Below are 21,795 nucleotides of genomic sequence, written 5' to 3'. Positions count from 1 at the left end.
ATTTTAAAAAATTATCTTTGCGCTCTGAAAAAAGAGGTATTTTCGATAAACCTAAATAGCTATTTAATAAATACATAAGTAATGTCAAAAGTAATAGGAAAAGTTGCTCAAATCATTGGACCAGTAGTTGACGTAGTTTTCAACGGTAAAGATGTTGAACTTCCAAAAATTTATGATTCATTAGAAATCACAAAAAAAGACGGAACTATTTTAGTTCTAGAAGTACAATCTCACATTGGTGAAAACACTGTTCGTACCATTTCTATGGACTCTACAGACGGTTTGTCTAGAGGATATGAAGTAGTTGGAACTGGTAATCCAATCCAAATGCCAATCGGTCCAGACGTATATGGAAGATTATTCAATGTTATTGGAGATGCAATTGATGGTTTAGGAAACTTGCCAAAAACAGGAGAAAACGGTTTGTCAATTCACAGACCAGCTCCAAGATTCGAAGATTTATCAACTTCATCTGAAGTTTTATTTACAGGTATCAAAGTAATCGATTTGATTGAGCCTTACGCAAAAGGAGGTAAAATTGGATTGTTTGGTGGTGCTGGTGTTGGTAAAACAGTATTGATTCAGGAGTTGATTAACAATATCGCTAAAGGTCACGGTGGACTTTCAGTATTCGCTGGAGTAGGAGAAAGAACACGTGAAGGAAATGACTTGCTTCGTGAGATGTTAGAGTCAGGAATTATTAAATACGGTGATGATTTCATGCACTCTATGGAAAATGGAGGATGGGATTTATCTAAAGTTGATATGCCAGGAATGAGAGAGTCTAAAGCTACTTTCGTTTTCGGACAAATGAATGAGCCACCTGGAGCTCGTGCACGTGTGGCACTTTCAGGATTATCTATCGCCGAGTACTTCCGTGATGGAGCTGGATCAGACCAAGGAAAAGACGTATTGTTCTTCGTTGATAACATCTTCCGTTTTACACAAGCAGGTTCAGAGGTATCAGCACTTTTAGGACGTATGCCATCTGCGGTAGGTTACCAACCAACATTGGCAACTGAGATGGGTGCAATGCAAGAGCGTATTACATCTACAAACAAAGGATCTATTACATCTGTACAAGCGGTTTACGTTCCTGCGGATGACTTAACTGACCCGGCGCCGGCTACAACTTTTGCGCACTTAGATGCAACAACAGTATTGTCTCGTAAAATTGCTGAGTTAGGTATCTATCCTGCAGTTGACCCGTTAGATTCTACTTCAAGAATCTTGACTCCACACATCTTAGGTGATGAGCACTACAACTGTGCACAAAGAGTTAAAGAAATTCTTCAAAAATACAAACAATTACAAGATATCATCGCTATCTTAGGTATGGAAGAGTTATCTGAAGAAGATAAACTTTCTGTATCAAGAGCTCGTCGTGTACAGCGTTTCTTGTCTCAGCCATTCCACGTAGCGGAGCAATTTACAGGTATCCCAGGAGTATTGGTTGATATTAAAGATACTATCAAAGGTTTCAACATGATCATCGACGGTGAATTAGATCACCTTCCAGAAGCAGCTTTCAACTTGAAAGGTTCTATTCAGGATGCAATCGAAGCTGGAGAGAAAATGTTAGCTGAAGCATAATCAAGCATAGCTTGATAAATATCAAAAAATAAAAATTCCAAATTCCAAAATTGGGATTTGGAATTTTATAATTTGGAACTTAAAAAAAAGTTATGATTTTAGAAATAGTATCACCAGAAGCAAAATTATTTTCAGGAGAAGTTACTGCGGTTACTTTACCAGGAGTTGATGGAAGCTTTCAGATTTTAAATCATCACGCACCAATTGTTTCTATTTTAGAAAAAGGAACAATTAAGATTGCGGCTCCAAGCTTTAATTTTTCTAAAGAGGCGGCAGATAAATTCACGAAAGTAAATGACCAGACTTACACTTTGGAAATCAATTCGGGAACTATCGAGATGAAAGACAATAAAATTATTGTCTTAGCAGACTAAGACAATTTATAATACATAAAAAAGCCAGACTAATTGAAATTGTCTGGCTTTTTTTGTTGAATACTGTTTTTATTCTTTTACATATTCCATAATATCTCCCGGCTGGCATTCTAATATTTCGCATATGGTTTCTAAGGTCGAAATACGAATTGCTTTTGCTTTTCCCGTTTTTAATATAGAAAGATTAGCCGTTGTAATTCCGATTTTTTCTGCCAGCTCGTTTGAGCGCATTTTGCGTTTAGCGAGCATTACGTCTAAGTTGATGATAATTGGCATAGTTTAAATAGTTAATTCGTTTTCTTCTTCTAAAGATCTTCCTCTTTCAATCAATTTGGTAAGCAATACCAAAATACTTCCCAAAAGTACTGCGTAAAACTGTACGTCTATCGTTGGATTAAATGAAACTTTAATATTTTCGAAGGAAGTTCTCTGTAAAGATGCTAAAACTTGTGTTTCGACCCCTATGTGTTCAAATAAATTAATGTCGAGAAAGCAGTAAATGATAGGGATTAATTGGGAGAACAGAAACACGTATCCTAATCTTTTGATATAAGTTGAAAGAGATTTTGAAAAATATATTTCTTTAGCCAATTCACGTAAAATAAGTGCTAGAAAAATCATTTTTAAAATCAGAACAATGCTGTTCAGTTGTTCTCTTATGGCTAGTATAGTGTTGGTAGAAGGTTCGTTAGTCAATATTTTTAAATAAACTGAATCTCCTTGTGGGGCATATTTTATAAATTTAAACCTATTGGCCTGTTTATACGTATAATTTCCATTCCCATCGGCACCTAGTGAAGCGTAATTGCCTTTGGAGCTGACATTGTAAATGTTTATAGCTTTTGCTATTTTGTTATCCTCTAGATATGTTCTGGTTGTTTGTGGATAGGAGTCTGTTGCGTATACTCCAAAACCTCCTTGGGTTTTTCTTATAGAATCGGGAATTTGTAAAGTGAGTGCGACAGGAACATAATATCCTTCAGATGTTTTGTTTCCCATTGTAATGGTCGAATTGCCATTCTTTATAATAAATTGCCCGTCGTTTCCAAAAAATTTTCCCAAAACGACTGTGAGAAAAAAGAATGAATAACTTATAATACCAAAGAGTACAGCAAAGTAGAGAAACGATGCGAAATGTTTTACTGGATTCATGATGATTTAGGTTTTTGGTTCATTGCAAATATATAAAAATTATCGAAAAACGATAATTAATTATTAAAAAACGATTTTAATTTTTTCCACTCCTTTTATCAAGCAACCTAAAATTGAATAAGCGAAGGACAGGTTAGCCTATGTGCTGCCGTTTATTTAATTCATATCAAATTTCATAACTTTGTTTTTATGAAACTAGCCCAAAACCTCATACAAAAGCTCGAAACAAGAAAACAGAATAATTCATTTCGACGACTGCCAAGTTTTAATAATCTGGTCGATTTTTCATCAAATGATTATATTGGGTTTTCAAAGTCAGAATCGATTTTCAAACAGGCACACCATTACCTGATCGAAAATGACATTATCCAGAACGGTGCGACAGGTTCGAGGCTCATTTCTGGAAATCATTCCCTATATCAAAATGCAGAATTGTTTATCGCGGCATTTCATGATTCAGAATCGGCTTTAATTTTTAATTCGGGTTATGATGCCAATGTTGGTTTTTTTGGCGCTGTACCGCAGCGTAATGATGTTATTTTGTATGATGAATTGAGCCATGCTTCGATTCGGGACGGAATTTCGATGTCTAATGCCAAATCGTTTAAGTTTTTGCATAATGATTTTGAAGATTTGGAACGACTGATTCTAAAATTTCCAGATACGAATCTTTACATTGTAACCGAAACTGTTTTTTCTATGGATGGCGATAGTCCGAATTTGGAAGAGCTGGTGCAACTGTCTGAAAAATACAACTGTTTTTTGGTTGTTGATGAAGCGCATACATTGGGAGTTTTTGGTGAAAAAGGAGAAGGAGTAACACAATACCGACAATTGCATAACCGAATTTTTGCCCGAATCATGACATTCGGAAAAGGACTTGGTTGCCATGGCGCCGCTATTTTGGGAAGTATTGAATTGAGAGAATATCTCGTGAATTTTGCCAGAAGTTTTATTTACACTACCGGATTGTCCCCACATTCTGTCTCTACAATTTTGACAGCTTATCAGCATTTGGAAATTGAGAAAGATACCATCGAAAAACTTCGTCAGAATATTGTGTTTTTTAATCAACAGAAAAATTTGTTGGGATTAAAACCCATTTTTGTCCGAAGTAAATCGGCAATACAATCTGCCGTTATTCCAGGAAATCAGAACGCAAAAAATCTTGCACAGGAATTGCAAGACAAAGGTTTTGATATCAAAGCCATTTTGTCACCAACTGTTCCCGAAGGACAGGAGCGTCTTCGCTTTTGTATTCATAGTTATAACACTGAGGATGAAATAACTCAAGTTTTAGAGGCTTTAAGAAGTTTTCTGTTTTAGTTTTTTCACAGATACACACACAAAAACTCAAAGAAGCACAAAGAAAACTTTGTGTAACTCTGTGTTTTCTTTTGCGAATCTTTTTGAAATAAAAAAATATCAGTCGCTATAGCCTGTATTTACTCACTTTTTAAAAAAAAATGAAACTTTTTTTGTAACGTTTTGATTGTTTAGTCACTTACGAGTCGTAATCAAAAAAATTAGAACGTTATGAAATCAAAATCAACTTCGTCAAAAGATATTTTTTCTAAAATTTTCTTTTATACTTCAATAGGATTTTTATTAGGCTTAGTAAGCTACTTTTTAATGAAAGTTATCGCTGTCTGTTTAGTTATCGGAGTTATAGCTTCGTGGCAGAGAAATAAAAATACTAAATACTAGAAGGAGTTTCAATCATCAATCAAATTTCAATCAATCATTCATCAACTAATCAATCAACAAAATGAAAAATTTAATCAAATCAGCAGTATTATTTTTATTGGCAATCTGTTGTTTCGCAGCAAAAGCTCAAGAAACGGCACCAAAATTAGAAAACTCACTTTTGTGGGAGGTTTCTGGAAACGGTCTGAAAAAGCCTTCTTACTTGTATGGAACGATTCACATGATCTGTTCACCAGATTATTTCTTAAGCGAAAAAGCAAAAAAAGCCTTCGAGGTTTCAGACAAACTTTTTTTAGAAATCAATTTTGCAGATCCTAACGAAACTTTAGAAATGCAAAAAATGGCAATGGGAAAAGAACCTTTGAGCAAAAAACTAAGTCCGGAACAATTATCTAATTTAGATGCGATTCTAAAAAAGAAAACCGGAATGTCTGTACAGCAAGTAGATAATTTTAGTTTATTTACTGTAATGAGCCTGATTTCGATGAAATCTTTTGGCTGTGCAGACATGAAATTTTATGAATTGGAATTTATAGAGATGGCTAAAAAGAAAAACATACAAGTTGGCGGACTTGAAACGGTTAAATTTCAATTTGCGATGTTTGAAAATGCTTATACAAACGAGGAAATGATTACGGCACTTGGAGAATCTAACGGAAACGAAACAACAAAACTTGTTGAGCAGTACAAAACTGAAAATATAATTGGTTTGTATGATATTATTACAGATAAAAAAACAACAAGCGAAAAAACCAAGAAACAGATTTTGGATAATAGAAATCTTAATTGGGTAAAAATAATGCCGGAACTAATGAAAAAAGAAAGCGTGTTTTTTGCTTTTGGTTCAGGACATTTGGGCGGGGAGTATGGCGTAATCAATTTATTAAGAAAAGCAGGATATAGTGTAAAACCAATACTGAATTAAATTTATTTTGAAACAGAAAGAACAGGAATTTTTAAACCGAATCGAAAGTCATAAAGGGATTTTGTACAAAGTTTCGAAAATGTACATGGACAACCATGATGACCAGCAGGATTTATTTCAAGAAATTGTCTGCCAACTTTGGAAATCGTACGAGACGTTTAGAAACGAAAGTCAATTTTCGACCTGGATGTATCGAGTAGCAGTAAATACGGCAATTGTTTTCCTTAGAAAAGAAAAACGAAAAGTAGACAAATACGAAATTGCTTCGGAAAATATTAAAGATGATGAAGGCGATTCGCATATAAAAGAAAGTCAGCTAGACCATTTTTATAAAGCGGTGCAAAAACTCGAAAAGATTGATAAAGCCATTATTTTTTATCAGTTAGAAGGTTTTTCTCATAAGGAAATTGGCGAAAATCTTGGAATTTCTGAAGGAAATGCCAGAGTAAAATTAAATAGAGCAAAAGAAAAATTAAAAGAAATAATTAAAAATCAAGGATATGGATTTTAACGATATACAAAACGCATGGAATAACGAAAAGACAGAGAATGTCGTTCTTCCAGATAATTTAGAAAAAATAAATTCGGCTAACACGCCTTTGGATAAGATTAGAAAGAATCTGAGAAATGAACTTATTGGACAGACAATTGCTTTATTGATAATTGGGTTATCGCCTTATATATTTCATTTTCCTGAAAAATGGATTTTGCCTTTTTACTTGTTTTACAGTATAGCTTTTGCTGTGTCGGTTTATTATTTGCTTAAACTTTATTTTTTTTATAAGAGACTTAGTAAGATTGCTTTGAAAACAAAAGACAGTTTATATGAAACGTACTTTGACATAAGGCTTAACATGGAGTTGTCTAAAACTTTCGGATTTGCTTTAACTCCATTTATGGTGCTGTTTATAATTGGTATTTGGTACAATAAAATTTCGCAACATCCAGGTTTTGATGTCGCTAATTTTACTAACAGGCAGCTCATAAGTGTTTTTACAGGTATTGCAACTTCTATCTTGTTTATGGGGTTGGCAATGGAATGGACGGTTCACTATTCTTATGGAAGATATGCAAAAGAAATCAAGAAAGTAATCGACGAATTAAAAGAAGAATAAACAACAAGCCCATCAATTACGATGGGCTTGTTGTTTTTATTGGTATTTTTGCATGATGACACATAGATAAAACAAATAGAACGGATTATCACAGATTGTTATTTAGATTAGTAGAATGTAAAAAAATCCGCGGTTAATCTGTTTAATCAGTATAATCCGTGGTCTATTTATTATGAAGATATTCATAACAGGAATTTCAACAGATGTTGGTAAAACAATAACTTCGGCAATTGTGGTCGAATCTTTAGAAGCTGATTATTGGAAACCGGTTCAAGCTGGAGATTTGGATAATTCGGACAGTCATAAGATTAAAGCCAGAATTTCAAATTCAAAAACTAAAATCTTTGAAAACAGCTATAAATTGAATACACCGGCAAGTCCGCATCTCGCAGCTGAAATTGATAATGTTTTGATTGAATTAGATAAAATTATCGAACCCGAAACAGAGAATCATTTGGTAATTGAAGGTGCAGGCGGTTTGTTTGTGCCCTTGAATCAGGAGAAAATGGTAATCGATTTGATTAAAGCAGATTATAAAGTAATTGTCGTTTCGAGGCATTATTTAGGAAGCATCAATCATACCTTATTGACGATTGAATCTTTGAAAAACAGAAAACTGGATATCGCAGGAATCATCTTCAGCGGAAGCGAAAATAAATCAACAGAAGATTTTATTCTCAATTATACCGGAATAAAATGCATTGGAAGAATTGATGAAGAACCATTTTTTGACCAAAATGTAATTAGAGAATATGCTGATTTGTTTCGTGAAAATTTATTAGCATTAGAAAAATCTAAAACCTAAAATCTTCAATCTGAAATCAAATATGAATTTAGTAGAAAAAGACAACCAATATCTCTGGCATCCGTACACACAGCACAAAACCGCTTCGGCTCCTATTGCAATAACAAAAGCGGAAGGTGCATTGTTTTGGGACGAAAACAATAAAGAATATATTGATGCAATTGCTTCCTGGTGGGTAAATCCGTTTGGACATAGTAATAAAATTATCGCCGATGCAATTTACAAACAGCTCACTACCTTAGAGCATGTTTTGTTTGGAGGTTTTACACACGAACCTGCTGTAAAAGTGGCGGAAAGATTGATGGAAATATTGCCAGATAATCAGAAAAAAATATTCTTTTCTGATAATGGATCGACTGCAGTAGAAGTGGCAATAAAAGTGGCCTTGCAATATTTTTTTAATAAAGGTGAAAAAAGAACTATTATCATAGCTTTTGAAAATGCTTTTCATGGAGATACTTTTGCGGCAATGGCTGCAAGCGGTATTTCATTTTATACCATGGCATTTCAGGGAATGTTTATTGATGTAGTTCGAATTCCAGTTCCGGTAAAAGGGAAGGAGCGGGAAAGTTTTGATGCTTTGGAAGAAACCATTAAAAAGCATAATTGTGCCGGATTTATTTTTGAGCCTCTAGTTCAAGGCGCTGCCGGAATGGTGATGTACGAGCCCGAAGCTTTAGACAAACTCATTGAGATTTGCAAAAAGAATAACGTTTTGACTATTGCAGACGAAGTAATGACTGGTTTTGGAAAAACCGGAAAAAACTTCGCCATGGATTATGCAACCGAACAGCCCGACATGATTTGTTTGTCAAAAGCACTAACAGGCGGAACTATTCCGATGGCAATTACGACTTTTACAGCAGATATATTTGAGGCTTTTTATGATGATGATATCAATAAAGCATTATTTCACGGACATACTTTTACGGCAAATCCAACAGGATGTGCTGCGGCTTTGGCGAGTATTGATTTGCTACAGACTTCTGAAATGCAGGAAAATATCAAAAGAATAAATAAGAGTCATCTTTTGTTTCAGAAAAAGATTGAAAAACATCCGAAAGTAATAACTGCAAGAACTTTGGGAGTTATTTTTGCAGTCGAAATAAAATCGGATGCTGAAGAAAGTTATTACGGTTCTATGCGCACTAAATTGTACAATTTTTTTATCGAAAAAGGAGTTGTCTTAAGACCTGTAGGTAATATTGTTTACGTACTTCCGCCTTATATTATGACAGACGAACAACTTCAGAAAATATATAAAACAATTGAAGAAGCAATCGAGATGGTATAAGTATTTGCAATATCACATTGTATAAAAAACTTAAATATACTTATATCACTTATATTGTTTGTTTGCTAAAAACATTTAAAAGTCAATACATTGAATAATAAAATCTCTATAATGGCCTTTTCGTCAATTTCTCCACTGGGCAATACTTCGGCTGAAGTTTGGGAAAACTATCTTGATCCGAAACATTGTTTTACGAAGCAATTTTTAGATGGGCAGGAAACACCCGTTGCGGCCTTGAGTACGGCATCAAAAGAAATTGTTGAAGAAATAAAGGAATCAGATATAAAATATAAATTTTTAGATAATTCTGTTTTGTTTGCTTTGGCAGCTTCTCGCATTGCAGTTGAAAATGCTGGATGGACAAAAGACGATGTTTTTGGAATCAACATTGGTTCGTCTAGAGGAGCAACCGATTTGTTCGAGAAACATTATAAGGAATATTTAGAGAATGGAAAAGCACAGACATTAGCCTCGCCAACGACTACTTTAGGAAATATTTCGTCTTGGATTGCTCATGATCTTCAGAATAATGGTCCAGAAATTTCACATTCAATTACCTGCTCAACTGCTTTGCACGCGGTTTTGAATGGAATTGCTTGGTTGAATTCTGGAATGGCAGATAAATTTTTAACAGGAGGAAGCGAAGCTCCTTTAACCGATTTTACAATTGCACAAATGCGTGCACTCAAAATTTACTCTAGAATCAATCTTGACGAAGAATCTTGGCCAAATCTTGCATTTGATTTTGATAAAACACTAAATACGATGGTTTTGGGCGAAGGGGCTGCGGTTTGCTGTCTAGAAACTGGAGAAAAAGAAAATGCAATGGCTTACATCAGCGGTTTTGGTTATGCAACAGAAATTCTCGAACATAATATTTCAATTTCTGCAGAAGCAGACTGTTTTCAGAAATCCATGAAAATGGCTTTGAAAAATGAAAATCTAGATGGCATTGACGTTATTGTCATGCATGCTCCAGGAACCATAAAAGGCGATTTGACAGAACTACGCGCAATCGAAAAAGTATTTGGTTCGAACTTGCCGCTGCTAACCACTAATAAATGGAAAATTGGACATACTTTTGGAGCTTCTGGACTCTTAAGCCTTGAGCTGGCTTTGTTGATGATACAACACGATACTTTTATCGGAGTGCCTTTTGCAAAAATGGATTTCAAAAAAAGGCCAATCAAAAAAGTTTTAATAAATGCAGTGGGTTTTGGCGGAAATGCAGTCAGTATTTTGATTGAAAAGGCTTAAATTCTTTACTTTAAATAAAAAATCCATTCCGGAATTTCTGGAATGGATTTTTTTATTGAAAATCAGTTTTCAATTAATTGAAAATAATTTTCTTATTGATGGTATGATCGTTTTCTAAAGTTATTTTAACTAATAAAACCTGTTCACCCATTTGTAGATTATTGATTTTTAGTTCAGAAGTATTTACTTTATTTTTATTGAACACCAACTGTCCGGCGATGTTGTAAATAGATACCTCTTTGATATTTTCTTTAGAAGAAGTTATGGTGATCGTTTTAGCTTTCACGGCAGTGAAAACACCATTTTCAACATTTTCAAAATCATCGTTTCCTAATGTTTTAGAAGTGTAGCGCAATACAAAACGATCAGTAAAAGTTCCAACGGTAGATGTAAAAGTATAATCAGCACTTTTTAAATCGTGGATGGTACCTGCTTTTTTGTCTTCTAGATAAACAGCCTGATTTGCAAACAAACCTTCTCCTTGATCTATAGCAATAGTAAAATCTCCCGCAAAAGTGGTTTTGTATCCAAGCGGAATTATCTCTGCATCATCAAAAGGAAGCGCACGTGCCTGAATGGTTAGATTATCTGTATCGTTGATAGTGTAAAAGTCTACGTAACTATTTGCTCCCATGGTTACCGCATCGTAGTTGGCATCCATTTTATTAGTTGCATTTTCTATATATCCTATCAAAGCTTGTTTAAACGCGCCTTCATTATTGCTGAAATTTAACCAAAGACGATTTTTTTCGGTTCCGCTTGTTTTGAAAAACTGTGTATTGTGTCCAGCTTCACGCATAGCATTGTTAAAAACAACAGAAGTTCCCGTTGGTTGAATAAAAAACGACTGGCCAGAAGCAATGTAACCATCTACATGCGCGGCTCCGTTGCTGGTTTTAACTCCACCCAAAAGGCTGAATGCTGCATAATCGCTACTGGTATAATTATTAGTCTTGTCTCCCGGAATTCCTGCGTTTGGAGATGTGTTATGTGTCCAGAAGTACAACGCGCCAACATTTGTACCCGCAAGGCTGTTGATTCTGATGAAATCTTCTGCATCTACAGCTGAAGGATACGGATTTCCGATTAAATTCCAATGTCCAGAAACCGTTGTTAATGGTATATTTCCATTATTAGGTACACCTACGAAAGAGGCCAAATAAGTCGCTGGAACAGTAGTGCTATACGATTGTGGTGCACGAACAATATAGCCTATACCTGGCATCATGGTCAAAGTTCCGTAATTATTGATTACCCATTTTTCAGTACTGGCATTATAACTGTAATATTTATCTAACAAAGTGTTTGAAGATAAAGTACTAAGCTTATATGAAGAGCTGTATGTTGGGGCAGACCAGTAAGTAAAATCAAAACGACGTACTGGTTGTGTAATTCTTCTGTAAACGATATTTCCTGAATTGGAAACATTATTTATCTGGACAAGGCTTGAATTGTTTTCGAAAGTTAATGAACCCGACGCAGAAACAGTAACAGCATTTGTTATGTTTAATGTAACACCTGATGGAACTACTAGATTTACACCTGAATTAACAGTTAAAGAGCAAGCAGTTAAATCTGATGTTATGGTATAGGCTCCAGAGAAAGTTAATCCTTTTGAGCTGTCAGGTGTTCCATTCGACCAAGCTGTACCATTCCATGTAGTAGAAGATTGGTTGGTTATGTTAAATGTTGTTGTTGACGGTGATTTGCAACCTGTGCTGTTTGTTACTCTAAATGAATACGATGTACCAACAGGTATATTAGTAATGGTTGCAGTTGTTCCGGAACCATTGGTTATAACGCCTCCAGGAGTTCTTTCAAGTGTCCAGTTTCCTGATGGAAGATTATTTACAACTACGGTTCCTAATGAAGAACAAGTTGTATTGGTAACTGTTCCGATAGTTGGCGGTGCCAGTAAATCGATTACAGTTGCGATGTTGTCGGTATAAGTTTGTCCCGAAATATCTTCTACCACGTTTAAGGATGGATCTGTTCCTGAAACTTTTGCCGTATTAGTTATTCTTCCGGCAGCAACGTCTGCAGCGGTAATAGTATAAGTTCCAGTAAGTGTTGTAGAGGCACCAGCAGCTAAACTCGGAATAGAATTACCAGTAATTGTTAAACCTGGCATAAGATCGGTAACCGAAATATTGGTAACGGGTACTTCTCCCGTGTTTTTGATATCAAAGGTATAAGTAACAGTATCTCCTAATTTTCCACAGGAAGCAATTGATGCCCTTTTAATCATGCTTAATTCTGCTATTTTTAATGAACTAGTATTAAAAGCGATAAAAGCACAATCTGAGTTTCCTGAAAATGTTACGATAAAACGGTCAACTTGTGCTGCATTTGCAGGTGTAATTCCAAATGACTTGGTTTCTATTCCAACTATTCGGATATCTCTGGTCGCAGCAGCTGTAAAGGCCATTGTGCCATTATCGGCTCTAAATAAATCTAGGCTGTAAGTTCCGATTGCAGTTACAGATCCAAAGGAAACAGATAAGGAGTTTCCAACTGTTGCTCCAGAAGCATCCACAAATCTAAACGAGTCTGGCGTACCTCCTGGTTCAGCAACCTGAGTTACAATCAAATCTGGGATATTATCTTCAATACCAGAAATGGTAAGATTGTTAGTTCCGATTTTAAATTCGGCTGTTCCTGCTTTGATGTTTGCAATACCGGTTCCAAGCGTAAGTCCGTTTACACCATCAGTAAGTCGTGAAGCAAGTTCAGGGCCTGTTGAAGTAGTGCCCATTAGAGGCGGAGTTAAGGTCGCGGTTGAATTGGATCCGTCGATCATAGAACCTTGAAGGAAAAATGTACTTCCAGGTTCTTGTCCTAGGGTTTGAATTTTTAAGGCTCTGTACTTTTGAGCATTAAAAGTAACTCCTCTTGTCGTAAGAGTGGCATCATTTACTCCAGTAGAATAGGTAGTGCCATTCCATAAAAAAGCAAGAAGATTATTTTCTGTATTCGGACGATTACCTGAAGCGGTTGTAGAGTTAGACGTCCAATATCCGTTCCAGTCTGTATGAATTCTAGTAACGGTTGTCTGGCTTATAGTTTTAAAAGAAATTAAGAAAAAAAGGATTCCTAAGCTTTTAAAAAATAAATTATGAAGATTCAAAATTGGTTTTGATAACATGGGGTTTGGGTTCGATTAAAGTTTCGTAATATTTCTTTTTCGTATTTTGAATGTTAGTCAGTTATTTAATTTTTAGAATGTCTCTATATGAATGCACAAAAATCCGACAACGTTGATTGTCGGATTTTTGATGCTTTATTATTATTTATCGGAAAATGATTTTCTTCGTAACAACATGGTCATTTTCTAAAGTTACTTTTACTAGTAAAACCTGTTCACCAGCCTGCAAGTTTGTAATTTGCAGTTCTGTTGCCGTGACTTTTTTCTTACTGTATAATTCCTGCCCTCCGATATTATAAATCAGGACATCCTTGATATTTTCTTTGGTCGAAGTGATGTTTACAGTTTTGTCTTTCACTGCAATCAGTACACTATCTTCTACGTTTTCAAAATCTCCAGTTCCAAGCGTTTTAGAAGTATAACGAAGCACGAAACGATCAGCAAAAGTACCTACAGCTGTAGCAAAGGTATAATCGGCAGTTCTTAGGTCATGGATTACGCCTGTTGTCTTGTCTTCAAGATAGACTGCCTGCTCTGCAAATAATCCGTCTGTATGATCTATTCCGATTGTGAAATTACCAGCAACAGTAGTCTTATATCCAAGAGGAACAATGTCGGCTTTGTCAAAAGGAAGCGCTCTCGCCTGAATAGTCAAAAGATCTTTATCGTTGATACTGTAGAAATCAACATAACTGTTGCTTCCCATTGTTAAGGCATCATAATTTGTATCCATTTTGTTGGTCGCATTTTCAACATATCCAATAAGTGCCTGTTTGAATGCACCTTGGGTGTTGGTGAAATTCAACCATACACGGTTTTTCTCGGTTTTAGCCGATGCAGAAGTCTTAAAGAACTGAGTATTGTTTCCACTTACGCGCATGCTGTTGTTGAACAAGATTGAACTTCCAGAAGGCTGCACAAAGAAACCTTGTCCAGCTGCTATGTAACCGCTCGGGCTGGCCGCACCGCTTGTTGTAACTATGCTTCCAGCAAGACTGTATACCGCATAATCATTGCTGGTGTAATTTTTTGTTGCGTTTCCACTATTAGCACTACTTGGAGGCGAATTATGCGTCCAGAAATACAAAGCCCCTATGTCTGTTCCCGCGAGGTGGTTTACATCAATCAGTTCTTCAGCATCAAGAGCAGAAGGATACGGATTACCGATAAGGTTCCATTTTCCTGAAATCGGGTGTATGGTGTAAGGCCCATTGTTTGGCGTACCGACGAATGATCCAGTATAAACAGCAGGAACAGTCGTGCTGTAAGATTGAGGAGCTCTCACGATATAGCCAATTCCGTAAGCCATATTGATTGTTCCATAATTGTTGATTGCCCATTTATCTCCAGCTGCATCGTAACTGTAATATTTGTCAAACAATGTATTTGGCGACAAGTTGTGAAGAGTGTTGTCGGCACCAATCACCGGTGTTGACCAGTAAGTAAAATCAAAACGTTTTACCAGCTGAGTGCTTCTCTTGTAGGTGATATATCCGCTGTTTGTCGCATTAGTAGTCTGAATCAAACTTGAGTTGTTTTCGAAGATTAATTGTCCATTTCCTAAAACTGTTACAGCATTTGTAACCTGGATTGTATTGTTAGAGCCAACCGTCAACGATGCTTGATTGTTAATGGTTAATGAATAAGCATAATATGTTCCAGTACTTGCAGCAAGAATAGGTTTAACCGCTACGTTAGGAATCTCAACACAGTCTGTTGTTGTTGGCACACCAGATGGAGTCCAGTTTGAAGGAGTATTCCATGAAGTGTTTGTACTTCCGTTCCATACTTTTCCTGCAGCTGGGTTTATGGCGATAACAGTTGCAGGAGAGATACATCCTGTGCTTGTGTTTTTAACTGTAACATTGTATGAACCAGCTGTTAATCCTGTAAATACACCAGTAGTATTAGTATAACTCGTTCCATCAATGCTGTATGTGAATCCAGTGCTAGAAGCAGGATTTGTAACAGTAATTGTACCAGTGTTGTCTGCACAACTTGGCTGTTTTGTGGCAGAAGCAGTTGGTGCATTTGCAGCATCGCCAGGTGTAGTCGACGGTATAAAGTTAACATTCATAAGAGCATCTCCTGCATCTTCTTGTAAACGCACCTCTATTTCAGAATCAGCACCAAGATCGTAAGTTGTATTGTTTACTGCTGCAGTATTATTGTTGATGTTTCCTCCGGCTGTGTAAATTAAAGTTCCGTTACGGTAAATTCGCAGATTATCGTCACAGTTTGCTACAACGATTCTATATCTTCCGCAAGGGAAGCCTTTTCTTTTATAGCTAATAGTAAAATTATCTACAGGAACCGGTGCTCCGCTCCATCCAGTTGTTGAAGATGGTGAAGCAGCTCTATTCCAAAAAGCGGTAGTAGCGATATTAAGATTATTGTCTACATAACTTCCCGCATAACTGTAAGCAGGAATGTCAAGATTTGCTAGTGTATAACCGTAAACATTCCATTTGTCAGTACCAGGAGGATTACTAGCGCCTAAAACAGTACTAATAATTCCGTAAGAGAATGAAACTCTTGCAGAACCTCCCATTTCAAAATATTCTAAAACAAAATCGTGTGCTCGTGCATCTAATGTTACCTGTGCAGCATAAGAGTTATAGCCATGACCAGTATATGAATTCGTTGGTGCTACATTCACTAGAACACCATCAATATATAAACGCACCCCATCATCGGCACCAATCGTAAAGTTATAAATACCAGCAGCAGTTGTAGTTCTCATTTTATAACGAACAAAGAAGTTATCAGTTGGAGGCGTCTCACAATTGATATTTCTAGTCACACCATTTACAGCACCAGTTCCAACATTTCTATCAAACAATGCATTTTCGGTTACAGTTCCGATATAAGTTGAAGTGGCAGATATTGGAAGCGTATTTGGCGTAGCCGGATTCGGATATGTTCCAGTCCATTTATAAACATATCCAGTCCATGAATTTGCTCCAAAGGTAGTCTGGTCGCCTGCCGGAGTACATGGAGGCGGAGTGCCATTTACAAATACTGTTGCAGAAGAATAGTCAGATGGACTATTTGAGTTACGGATAGTGTAAGTAAATGAAGTAGATCCTGTAAAACTTGATGATGGAGTAAATACAACTTGGTTAGAAGCGTTTAGTGCTACTGTCCCGTTTACAGGTTGTGTTAGAGATATTGATTGTATAGGATATCCTCCCACAACATCATTTTGTAATATTGAAATAGTTGCAGCTTGATTCGTTGGAGTAGAAACATAATCGTCATTAGCTGTCAAAGTAAAAACATCTTCAACAGTTCCTGTGATTGTTGGACCCTGAAGATTTCCATTTCCGTTTTTAATTTCAAAAGTGTTGTTACTGCTGTATACATAAAATCTAATATATAATGTTTCACCTGGTAATACAGGACTTACACTTGCAGAAATATTATTAGTTAAAGTTGTCCAATCAGAAGCGGTATTAGTTTCTGGAATTAAAACTTGTGCGCCAGTTGAAAAGTCTGTACTTTTTGAATATTTTACCAAGAATTTTTGATTCTGCCCACGATAAGTAAAATTAAATTGTTTTATATTTAATTTGTGTTTACTATCAGGACTTATTTTGAATTCAACATATTTAGTAGGGCTTTCTTTTCCTCCATTTTCCTGTGGATTTGGCCATCCACTAGTTTGAAAAAATGCATTATCTGTATTGTAAAACGTATAATTTAAATTAACTCCTGTTGCAGTTACAGGAGCATTATCATTTACATAGATGTTAGTTTTTGGAGATAAACTATTCCCCGCTCCATCCCAAATTGATAAATTGCTGTCTATGCTATTTGAGACAGTAACTTTTATTGTTGCAGTAGATGTTTCAGTTCCGTTAGAAATAGAATAGCTGAAAGTTGATGTTCCAACAAAGTCTTTTGCAGGGTTAAAAGTTAAGGTTCGATCAGGATTTACAATAACTGTTCCTTCCGTAGCAGCTGGTGGTGTTGATACAACAAGAGAAGTTACATTTTCCTTTTTCACATCATTTTTTAAGGGGTAAATGTTTATCGCTGTATTTGTTTTCGTATCTACAAAATCTTTTATTGCCATGATTTTTGTGGCATCAAAAGTTGTTACAGTACCATTCATTACTGGTACGATATTGGTGTTTAAAGTTCCGGTTTTTATTTCGAAAGTATTATTTGTGCTGTAAGAATATATTCGAATATATACTTTTTCATTGTCTAATACGGGATTTAGATCATTAGATAATGTTCTAGTAAAAGTGGTCCAATCACTAGGATTATCTGTCTCTGTTATTAAATCAAAAACTCCTGTAGTAAATGTTGCATCTTTTGAATACCTAACTTTAAATTTTCCTGATCCAGATCTACATTGAAAAGTAAAGGTTGTTACGTCAGCTTTATAACCCGCTTTAGGTTGGATGCTAAACTGAACATATTTATTAGCATCATATGCTGTTCCATTTTGTTGTGGAACAGGCCAGTTTCCTGTTTGAAAAAAAGTTGCTTCACTATTATAAGAAATATAACCAATATTAACGCCTCCGTTAGTTGTAATATCTAATGGAGTTAGATTCGTGTTAACAACGGGTGTAAAATGTGAAGCTGTAGAAGCATTCCATTTAGAAATTTCTTGAGCAAATCCCAAAATGGGTAACAATAAAAATAAAAGTAAAGTTTTCTTCATGTTAAATGTTTTCTATCAGGTTGTTATGCTGGCATAAGATTTTGCATGCGTCGCAAAGATAGATACATCTACGTGCGGGAAGTAGTTAGGGTTTTGAGAACACCCAAAAAATCGATGAAATGTTAAAAAAATCGACAAAATACACGCCAAAAAATAGCTTTTGGCGTTATTTCTTATAAAATGTTAAAATTTCTTATAAGAATAATCTCAAATAATTGGGTTTTTTGAGTTGTATTTTTGAACTTTTAGTCATAAAAACGCGAGTTTGAGTATAAAATCCTCAAATTTGGAATAAATTATAACCAAAAGTAGTATTGCGTTTCGTCAGTAATTTAATACGGTATTGAGTTTGAGTCGTTAAATTTGTTAAAAAATGAAAATTTTGTAAAAAGTTCAACAAAAAATCAACCCTCTTTTTCTTCAAATTCTTTCATTTTTTCATAAATCAGATTACTTTCGTATCCTCGTCGAAGCAGATAGTCGCAAAATTTTTTTCGTTTTTTCAGAAGATTTTTTTCTGACAAATTGTCCCAACAGCGCTCGGCTAGATTTTCGAAAGTTTCAAAATATTCTTCGGTAGAAATTTCTTTCAAGGCCAAATTAATATTTGCAGCTGAAATTTTTCGAGCTTTAAGTTCGTTCATAATTCTCAGCTTTCCCCAGTGTTTTATGCGGTTTTTGCCTCTTGCGAAGCTACAGGCAAAGCGCGTTTCGTTAAGAAAATTACCCTCAATTAGCTTTACAATGATTACATCGATTTCGTCAGAATTCATTTTCAAGCTGTATAATTTTGCTACCACTTCTTCATGACAACGCTCTTGATAAGCACAAAAATTTTCCAATTTTTGTAAAGCTTCTTTTGGTGTTATAATGTCTTTCATCGGCTTTTTCTTTCTTTTTAACGATTAAATGTGATTTATTGCATTTGGTAGCAAAATTATTCTAAAATTTGTTAATATTTGTAAAAAAGAAAGAAGACTAAAAATTCGGCTAACCACCGAACAGAGATTTTTTGACATCTAAAATTTTAACAAATGTTCAATAAATTTCAAAACAAGATTTGAACATTAAAATTAGATAAAAAACGCTCGAATTCTTATTTTCTTTTTTACGCCCAAAAACAAATTTATCACATAATACCACATGCCTATGAAACGAAAATTACTTTTGTTCGTCATTTTTATCGTTTTTCCTTGTTTAACTTTTGCACAGTCTATTTGGACAAACCCAATAACAGGAAATAACATTACAGCAAATCCTTACACAACAGGTCAAATTGTTGATGCGAATATTACGGCTTTGGGTATTGGAAGAGGGACTGGCATATCTAGTTCTGGTGCAAATAATGTTTATCGAGCAAGTGGATGGACAAATAGCTCCAATATTGATTTAACTGACTTTTTTACATTTACAATAACTCCAAATGGAGGAAGTTCAATTAATTTTGTAAATCTTATTTATACAAGTTCAACTAATAATAATGGACCTACAAGATTTGTTTTGAGATCCAGTTTAGATGGATACTCGGCAAATATTGATGGGGTAAAAACAGACACAAATGGAAATACCTTTTTATTAGGTACTTCTTTTCAAAATATTACAACAACTATTACTTTTCGTTTATATGGGTATAACTCAGGAGACTCAAATGGCAGTACTTTTAGTATAAATGATTTTACTTTTAATGGCACAATTTGTCTTGCTCCACCAACAACGACACCTACTACCATTTGCCAAGGAGATGCTGCCAGTATAAGCGCGACATCAAGTACAGCAGTTACTGGAAATACGTTTTCAGGTTCTTGGAACGCGGCTACTGATCCAACAGCTAGAATTATCAGAGCGAGCATGCAGAATGATCCTGTTTGTGAGTTTAGAAATACGACAAGAAACTACACCGCTACTACATTTACTGTAAGCGTCAATGGATCTTATACATTTAAAATGACTGATACAGGTAGTTTTGACGGAATGGCTTATATTTATAGGGATGGAATGACGCCTGGTACATGTGGATCAGGATGGGTTGTAGGAGATGACGACGCTGATGGTATTGGTCTTGAGCCGAGATTGACTGCAAATTTAACAGCAGGAGTAGTCTACACATTAATTTCTACTACTTACAATGGTTCAAATGGTACTTATTCAGGTAATTACACATGGAATGTAACGCCTCCAACAGGAGGACAAGTAACATTATCGCCAATACAGTGGTTTACTGGTTTGACAGGTGGAACTGCTATAGGAGGTGGATCTCCGTTTAATCCTGTTGGAAGTTCTACTTTACCTAACACAAATACTCCTGGCGGACCATATAATTTTTATGCACAAGCGGAAGGCTCATGCACAAGAACACTTGCAACAGTTACCATAAATCCGAAAGCTACGATTAATGCCATGACTGCTTCCATTTGTTCTGATGGAAATTTTTCGGTGACACCAGTAAACGGTACTAATGGAACTGTACCTGCAAACACAACATACAGCTGGCCTATACCAACGATGCCCGCTGGGGTCAAAGGCGGTGCGGCAGGAAGTGGCGCTTCATCTATTTCTGGTACTTTGACGAATTTCAGTACAACTGCGCAAAACGTAGTATATACTGTAACGCCTTTAACTGGAAGCTGTCCAGGAGCACCATTTAATGTTACAGTAACTGTAAATCCTAGTGATATTAATAACAAAATAACTCTTGCTGGTTCAACCGAAATTTGTAATCAGGCTCAAGAATATAATAATCTTACTTTAACTGCTCCGACAGGAACTTATTTTAACAATGTAAGTTTTGCAAGTTATGGTTTGCCAAACGGAAGCTGCGGTTCATTTACTGTAAATACTGCATGTCATTCTACTTTCAGTCAGTCAGTTGCAGAGACTTATTTTTTAGGGAATTCAAATGCAGTTACTATAGCAGCTTCAAATAGTGTTTTTGATGATGGATGTGTTGGTCTAGAAAAGAGATTGTATATTGCTGCTAATTATTCACAACCAATATGTTCAGGAACTGTTCCAGGAGTAATTTCAGGAAGCCTTCCTACAGGAACAGTGACATCCTATTTATGGGAAACAAGTACAAGTGCTTCAGGTGTTTTTGGAAACGCGCCGGGAACAAACAATGCTCGAAATTATACTCCAACAGTTGCCATAACTCAGGATACTTGGTTTAGAAGAAAAGTTACGATTAATGGTTGTACAAATATTTCCGGATTAGTATTAGTAAAAGTTGCTCCACTGCCAACAATTACACACTCTTCTACTGCCACAGCTATATGTGCAGGAGCAACAAGCACAACCTTGAATTATTCAGCCGTAACAGGAGCACCAACATCTTACAGCATTGTTTGGAATTCAACTCCAACAAATTCATTTTTGCCGGTTTCGAATGCTTCATTAGCAAGCGGCTCTATCAATATTACAATTCCGGCTGCAGCAAATGCAGGAACTTATACAGGAACTCTTACTGTAAGAAATGCAAATGGATGTACAAGTACTGGAACAACTTTTACTGTGACAGTAAACCCAAATTTGCCAGCTAGTGTAAGCATTGCAGCTTCGCCAGCAGGAGCAATTTGTGCGGGTACTTCAGTAACATTCACAGCTACTCCAACAAACGGAGGAGGAGTGCCAACATACCAGTGGTACAATGGAGCAACTTTAATTGCGAGTGCTACAAATTCAACTTATACAACTACCGGTTTAGCAAATGGAAATGCTATTACTGTTCGTATGACATCCAATGCTTCGCCTTGC

15 protein-coding genes are annotated in these 21,795 nt (G+C 35.8%); 10 read left to right on the top strand and 5 right to left on the bottom strand.

Going from position 1 to position 21,795, the window contains the following annotated elements:
• The first annotated feature begins 81 nt into the window (after positions 1–81).
• Both atpD and ACFFLS_RS04195 read left to right on the top strand, forming a co-directional pair.
• Positions 82–1,593, top strand: a complete 1,512-nt coding sequence (gene atpD, locus ACFFLS_RS04200) for a F0F1 ATP synthase subunit beta (protein WP_379683948.1) — start codon at positions 82–84, stop codon at positions 1,591–1,593.
• A gap of 92 nt (positions 1,594–1,685) precedes the next feature.
• Entirely contained in the window at positions 1,686–1,967 is a 282-nt protein-coding gene (locus tag ACFFLS_RS04195; RefSeq protein WP_379683947.1) for a F0F1 ATP synthase subunit delta/epsilon, read from the top strand.
• 69 nt (positions 1,968–2,036) lie between these two features.
• Here the strand turns inward: ACFFLS_RS04195 and ACFFLS_RS04190 are convergent, their stop codons facing one another.
• Together ACFFLS_RS04190 and ACFFLS_RS04185 are read right to left on the bottom strand one after the other, a co-directional pair.
• Positions 2,037–2,243, bottom strand: coding sequence for a helix-turn-helix domain-containing protein (locus ACFFLS_RS04190; RefSeq protein ID WP_135222187.1), 207 nt, complete (start codon positions 2,241–2,243; stop codon positions 2,037–2,039).
• 3 nt (positions 2,244–2,246) lie between these two features.
• Entirely contained in the window at positions 2,247–3,119 is an 873-nt protein-coding gene (locus ACFFLS_RS04185) for a hypothetical protein (RefSeq protein ID WP_379683946.1), read from the bottom strand.
• A gap of 189 nt (positions 3,120–3,308) precedes the next feature.
• On the opposite strand from ACFFLS_RS04185, the gene ACFFLS_RS04180 reads away from it, so the two are divergent.
• The 7 genes from ACFFLS_RS04180 (at position 3,309) to ACFFLS_RS04150 (ending at position 10,222) form a co-directional block, all read left to right on the top strand.
• The gene (locus ACFFLS_RS04180) at positions 3,309–4,445 is read left to right on the top strand and encodes an aminotransferase class I/II-fold pyridoxal phosphate-dependent enzyme (protein ID WP_379689194.1); all 1,137 of its coding nucleotides are present in this window, start codon (positions 3,309–3,311) and stop codon (positions 4,443–4,445) included.
• Between the two features lie 442 nt (positions 4,446–4,887).
• Positions 4,888–5,751: a TraB/GumN family protein gene (locus ACFFLS_RS04175; protein ID WP_379683945.1), complete on the top strand. Its 864-nt coding sequence runs from the start codon at positions 4,888–4,890 to the stop codon at positions 5,749–5,751.
• 7 nt (positions 5,752–5,758) lie between these two features.
• Complete coding sequence (locus ACFFLS_RS04170) at positions 5,759–6,262, top strand: RNA polymerase sigma factor (protein WP_379683944.1); 504 nt, start codon at positions 5,759–5,761, stop codon at positions 6,260–6,262.
• Complete coding sequence (locus ACFFLS_RS04165; protein ID WP_379683943.1) at positions 6,252–6,866, top strand: hypothetical protein; 615 nt, start codon at positions 6,252–6,254, stop codon at positions 6,864–6,866. The genes ACFFLS_RS04170 and ACFFLS_RS04165 overlap by 11 nt, the downstream gene beginning before the upstream one ends.
• Positions 6,867–7,038: 172 nt before the next feature.
• On the top strand, positions 7,039–7,671 hold the full coding sequence (gene bioD, locus ACFFLS_RS04160) for a dethiobiotin synthase (RefSeq protein ID WP_379683942.1): 633 nt from the start codon (positions 7,039–7,041) through the stop codon (positions 7,669–7,671).
• Positions 7,672–7,693: 22 nt separating this feature from the next.
• Positions 7,694–8,965 carry an adenosylmethionine--8-amino-7-oxononanoate transaminase gene (gene bioA / locus ACFFLS_RS04155; protein WP_379683941.1) on the top strand — a complete coding sequence of 424 codons (1,272 nt, stop codon included), beginning with the start codon at positions 7,694–7,696 and terminating at the stop codon, positions 8,963–8,965.
• Positions 8,966–9,055: 90 nt separating this feature from the next.
• Positions 9,056–10,222: a beta-ketoacyl synthase N-terminal-like domain-containing protein gene (locus tag ACFFLS_RS04150; RefSeq protein WP_379683940.1), complete on the top strand. Its 1,167-nt coding sequence runs from the start codon at positions 9,056–9,058 to the stop codon at positions 10,220–10,222.
• A gap of 73 nt (positions 10,223–10,295) precedes the next feature.
• On the opposite strand, the gene ACFFLS_RS04145 is transcribed toward ACFFLS_RS04150, so the two are convergent.
• The 3 genes from ACFFLS_RS04145 to ACFFLS_RS04135 all read right to left on the bottom strand — a co-directional run bounded on the left by ACFFLS_RS04145 (position 10,296) and on the right by ACFFLS_RS04135 (position 18,926).
• Positions 10,296–13,367 carry a RemA C-terminal-like gliding motility protein gene (locus ACFFLS_RS04145; RefSeq protein WP_379683939.1) on the bottom strand — a complete coding sequence of 1,024 codons (3,072 nt, stop codon included), beginning with the start codon at positions 13,365–13,367 and terminating at the stop codon, positions 10,296–10,298.
• 145 nt (positions 13,368–13,512) lie between these two features.
• Complete coding sequence (locus tag ACFFLS_RS04140; RefSeq protein WP_379683938.1) at positions 13,513–18,045, bottom strand: RemA C-terminal-like gliding motility protein; 4,533 nt, start codon at positions 18,043–18,045, stop codon at positions 13,513–13,515.
• Between the two features lie 404 nt (positions 18,046–18,449).
• Positions 18,450–18,926 carry a regulatory protein RecX gene (locus ACFFLS_RS04135; RefSeq protein WP_379683937.1) on the bottom strand — a complete coding sequence of 159 codons (477 nt, stop codon included), beginning with the start codon at positions 18,924–18,926 and terminating at the stop codon, positions 18,450–18,452.
• Positions 18,927–19,194: 268 nt separating this feature from the next.
• Here ACFFLS_RS04135 and ACFFLS_RS04130 point away from each other — a divergent pair.
• A partial coding sequence (locus ACFFLS_RS04130) for a PKD-like domain-containing protein (RefSeq protein ID WP_379689191.1) occupies positions 19,195–21,795 on the top strand: 2,601 nt, incomplete at its 3' end.

The organism is Flavobacterium procerum, from assembly GCF_042431625.1.
GTDB classification, from domain to species: domain Bacteria; phylum Bacteroidota; class Bacteroidia; order Flavobacteriales; family Flavobacteriaceae; genus Flavobacterium; species Flavobacterium procerum.
This window is presented reverse-complemented; position numbering and strand designations above follow the sequence as displayed.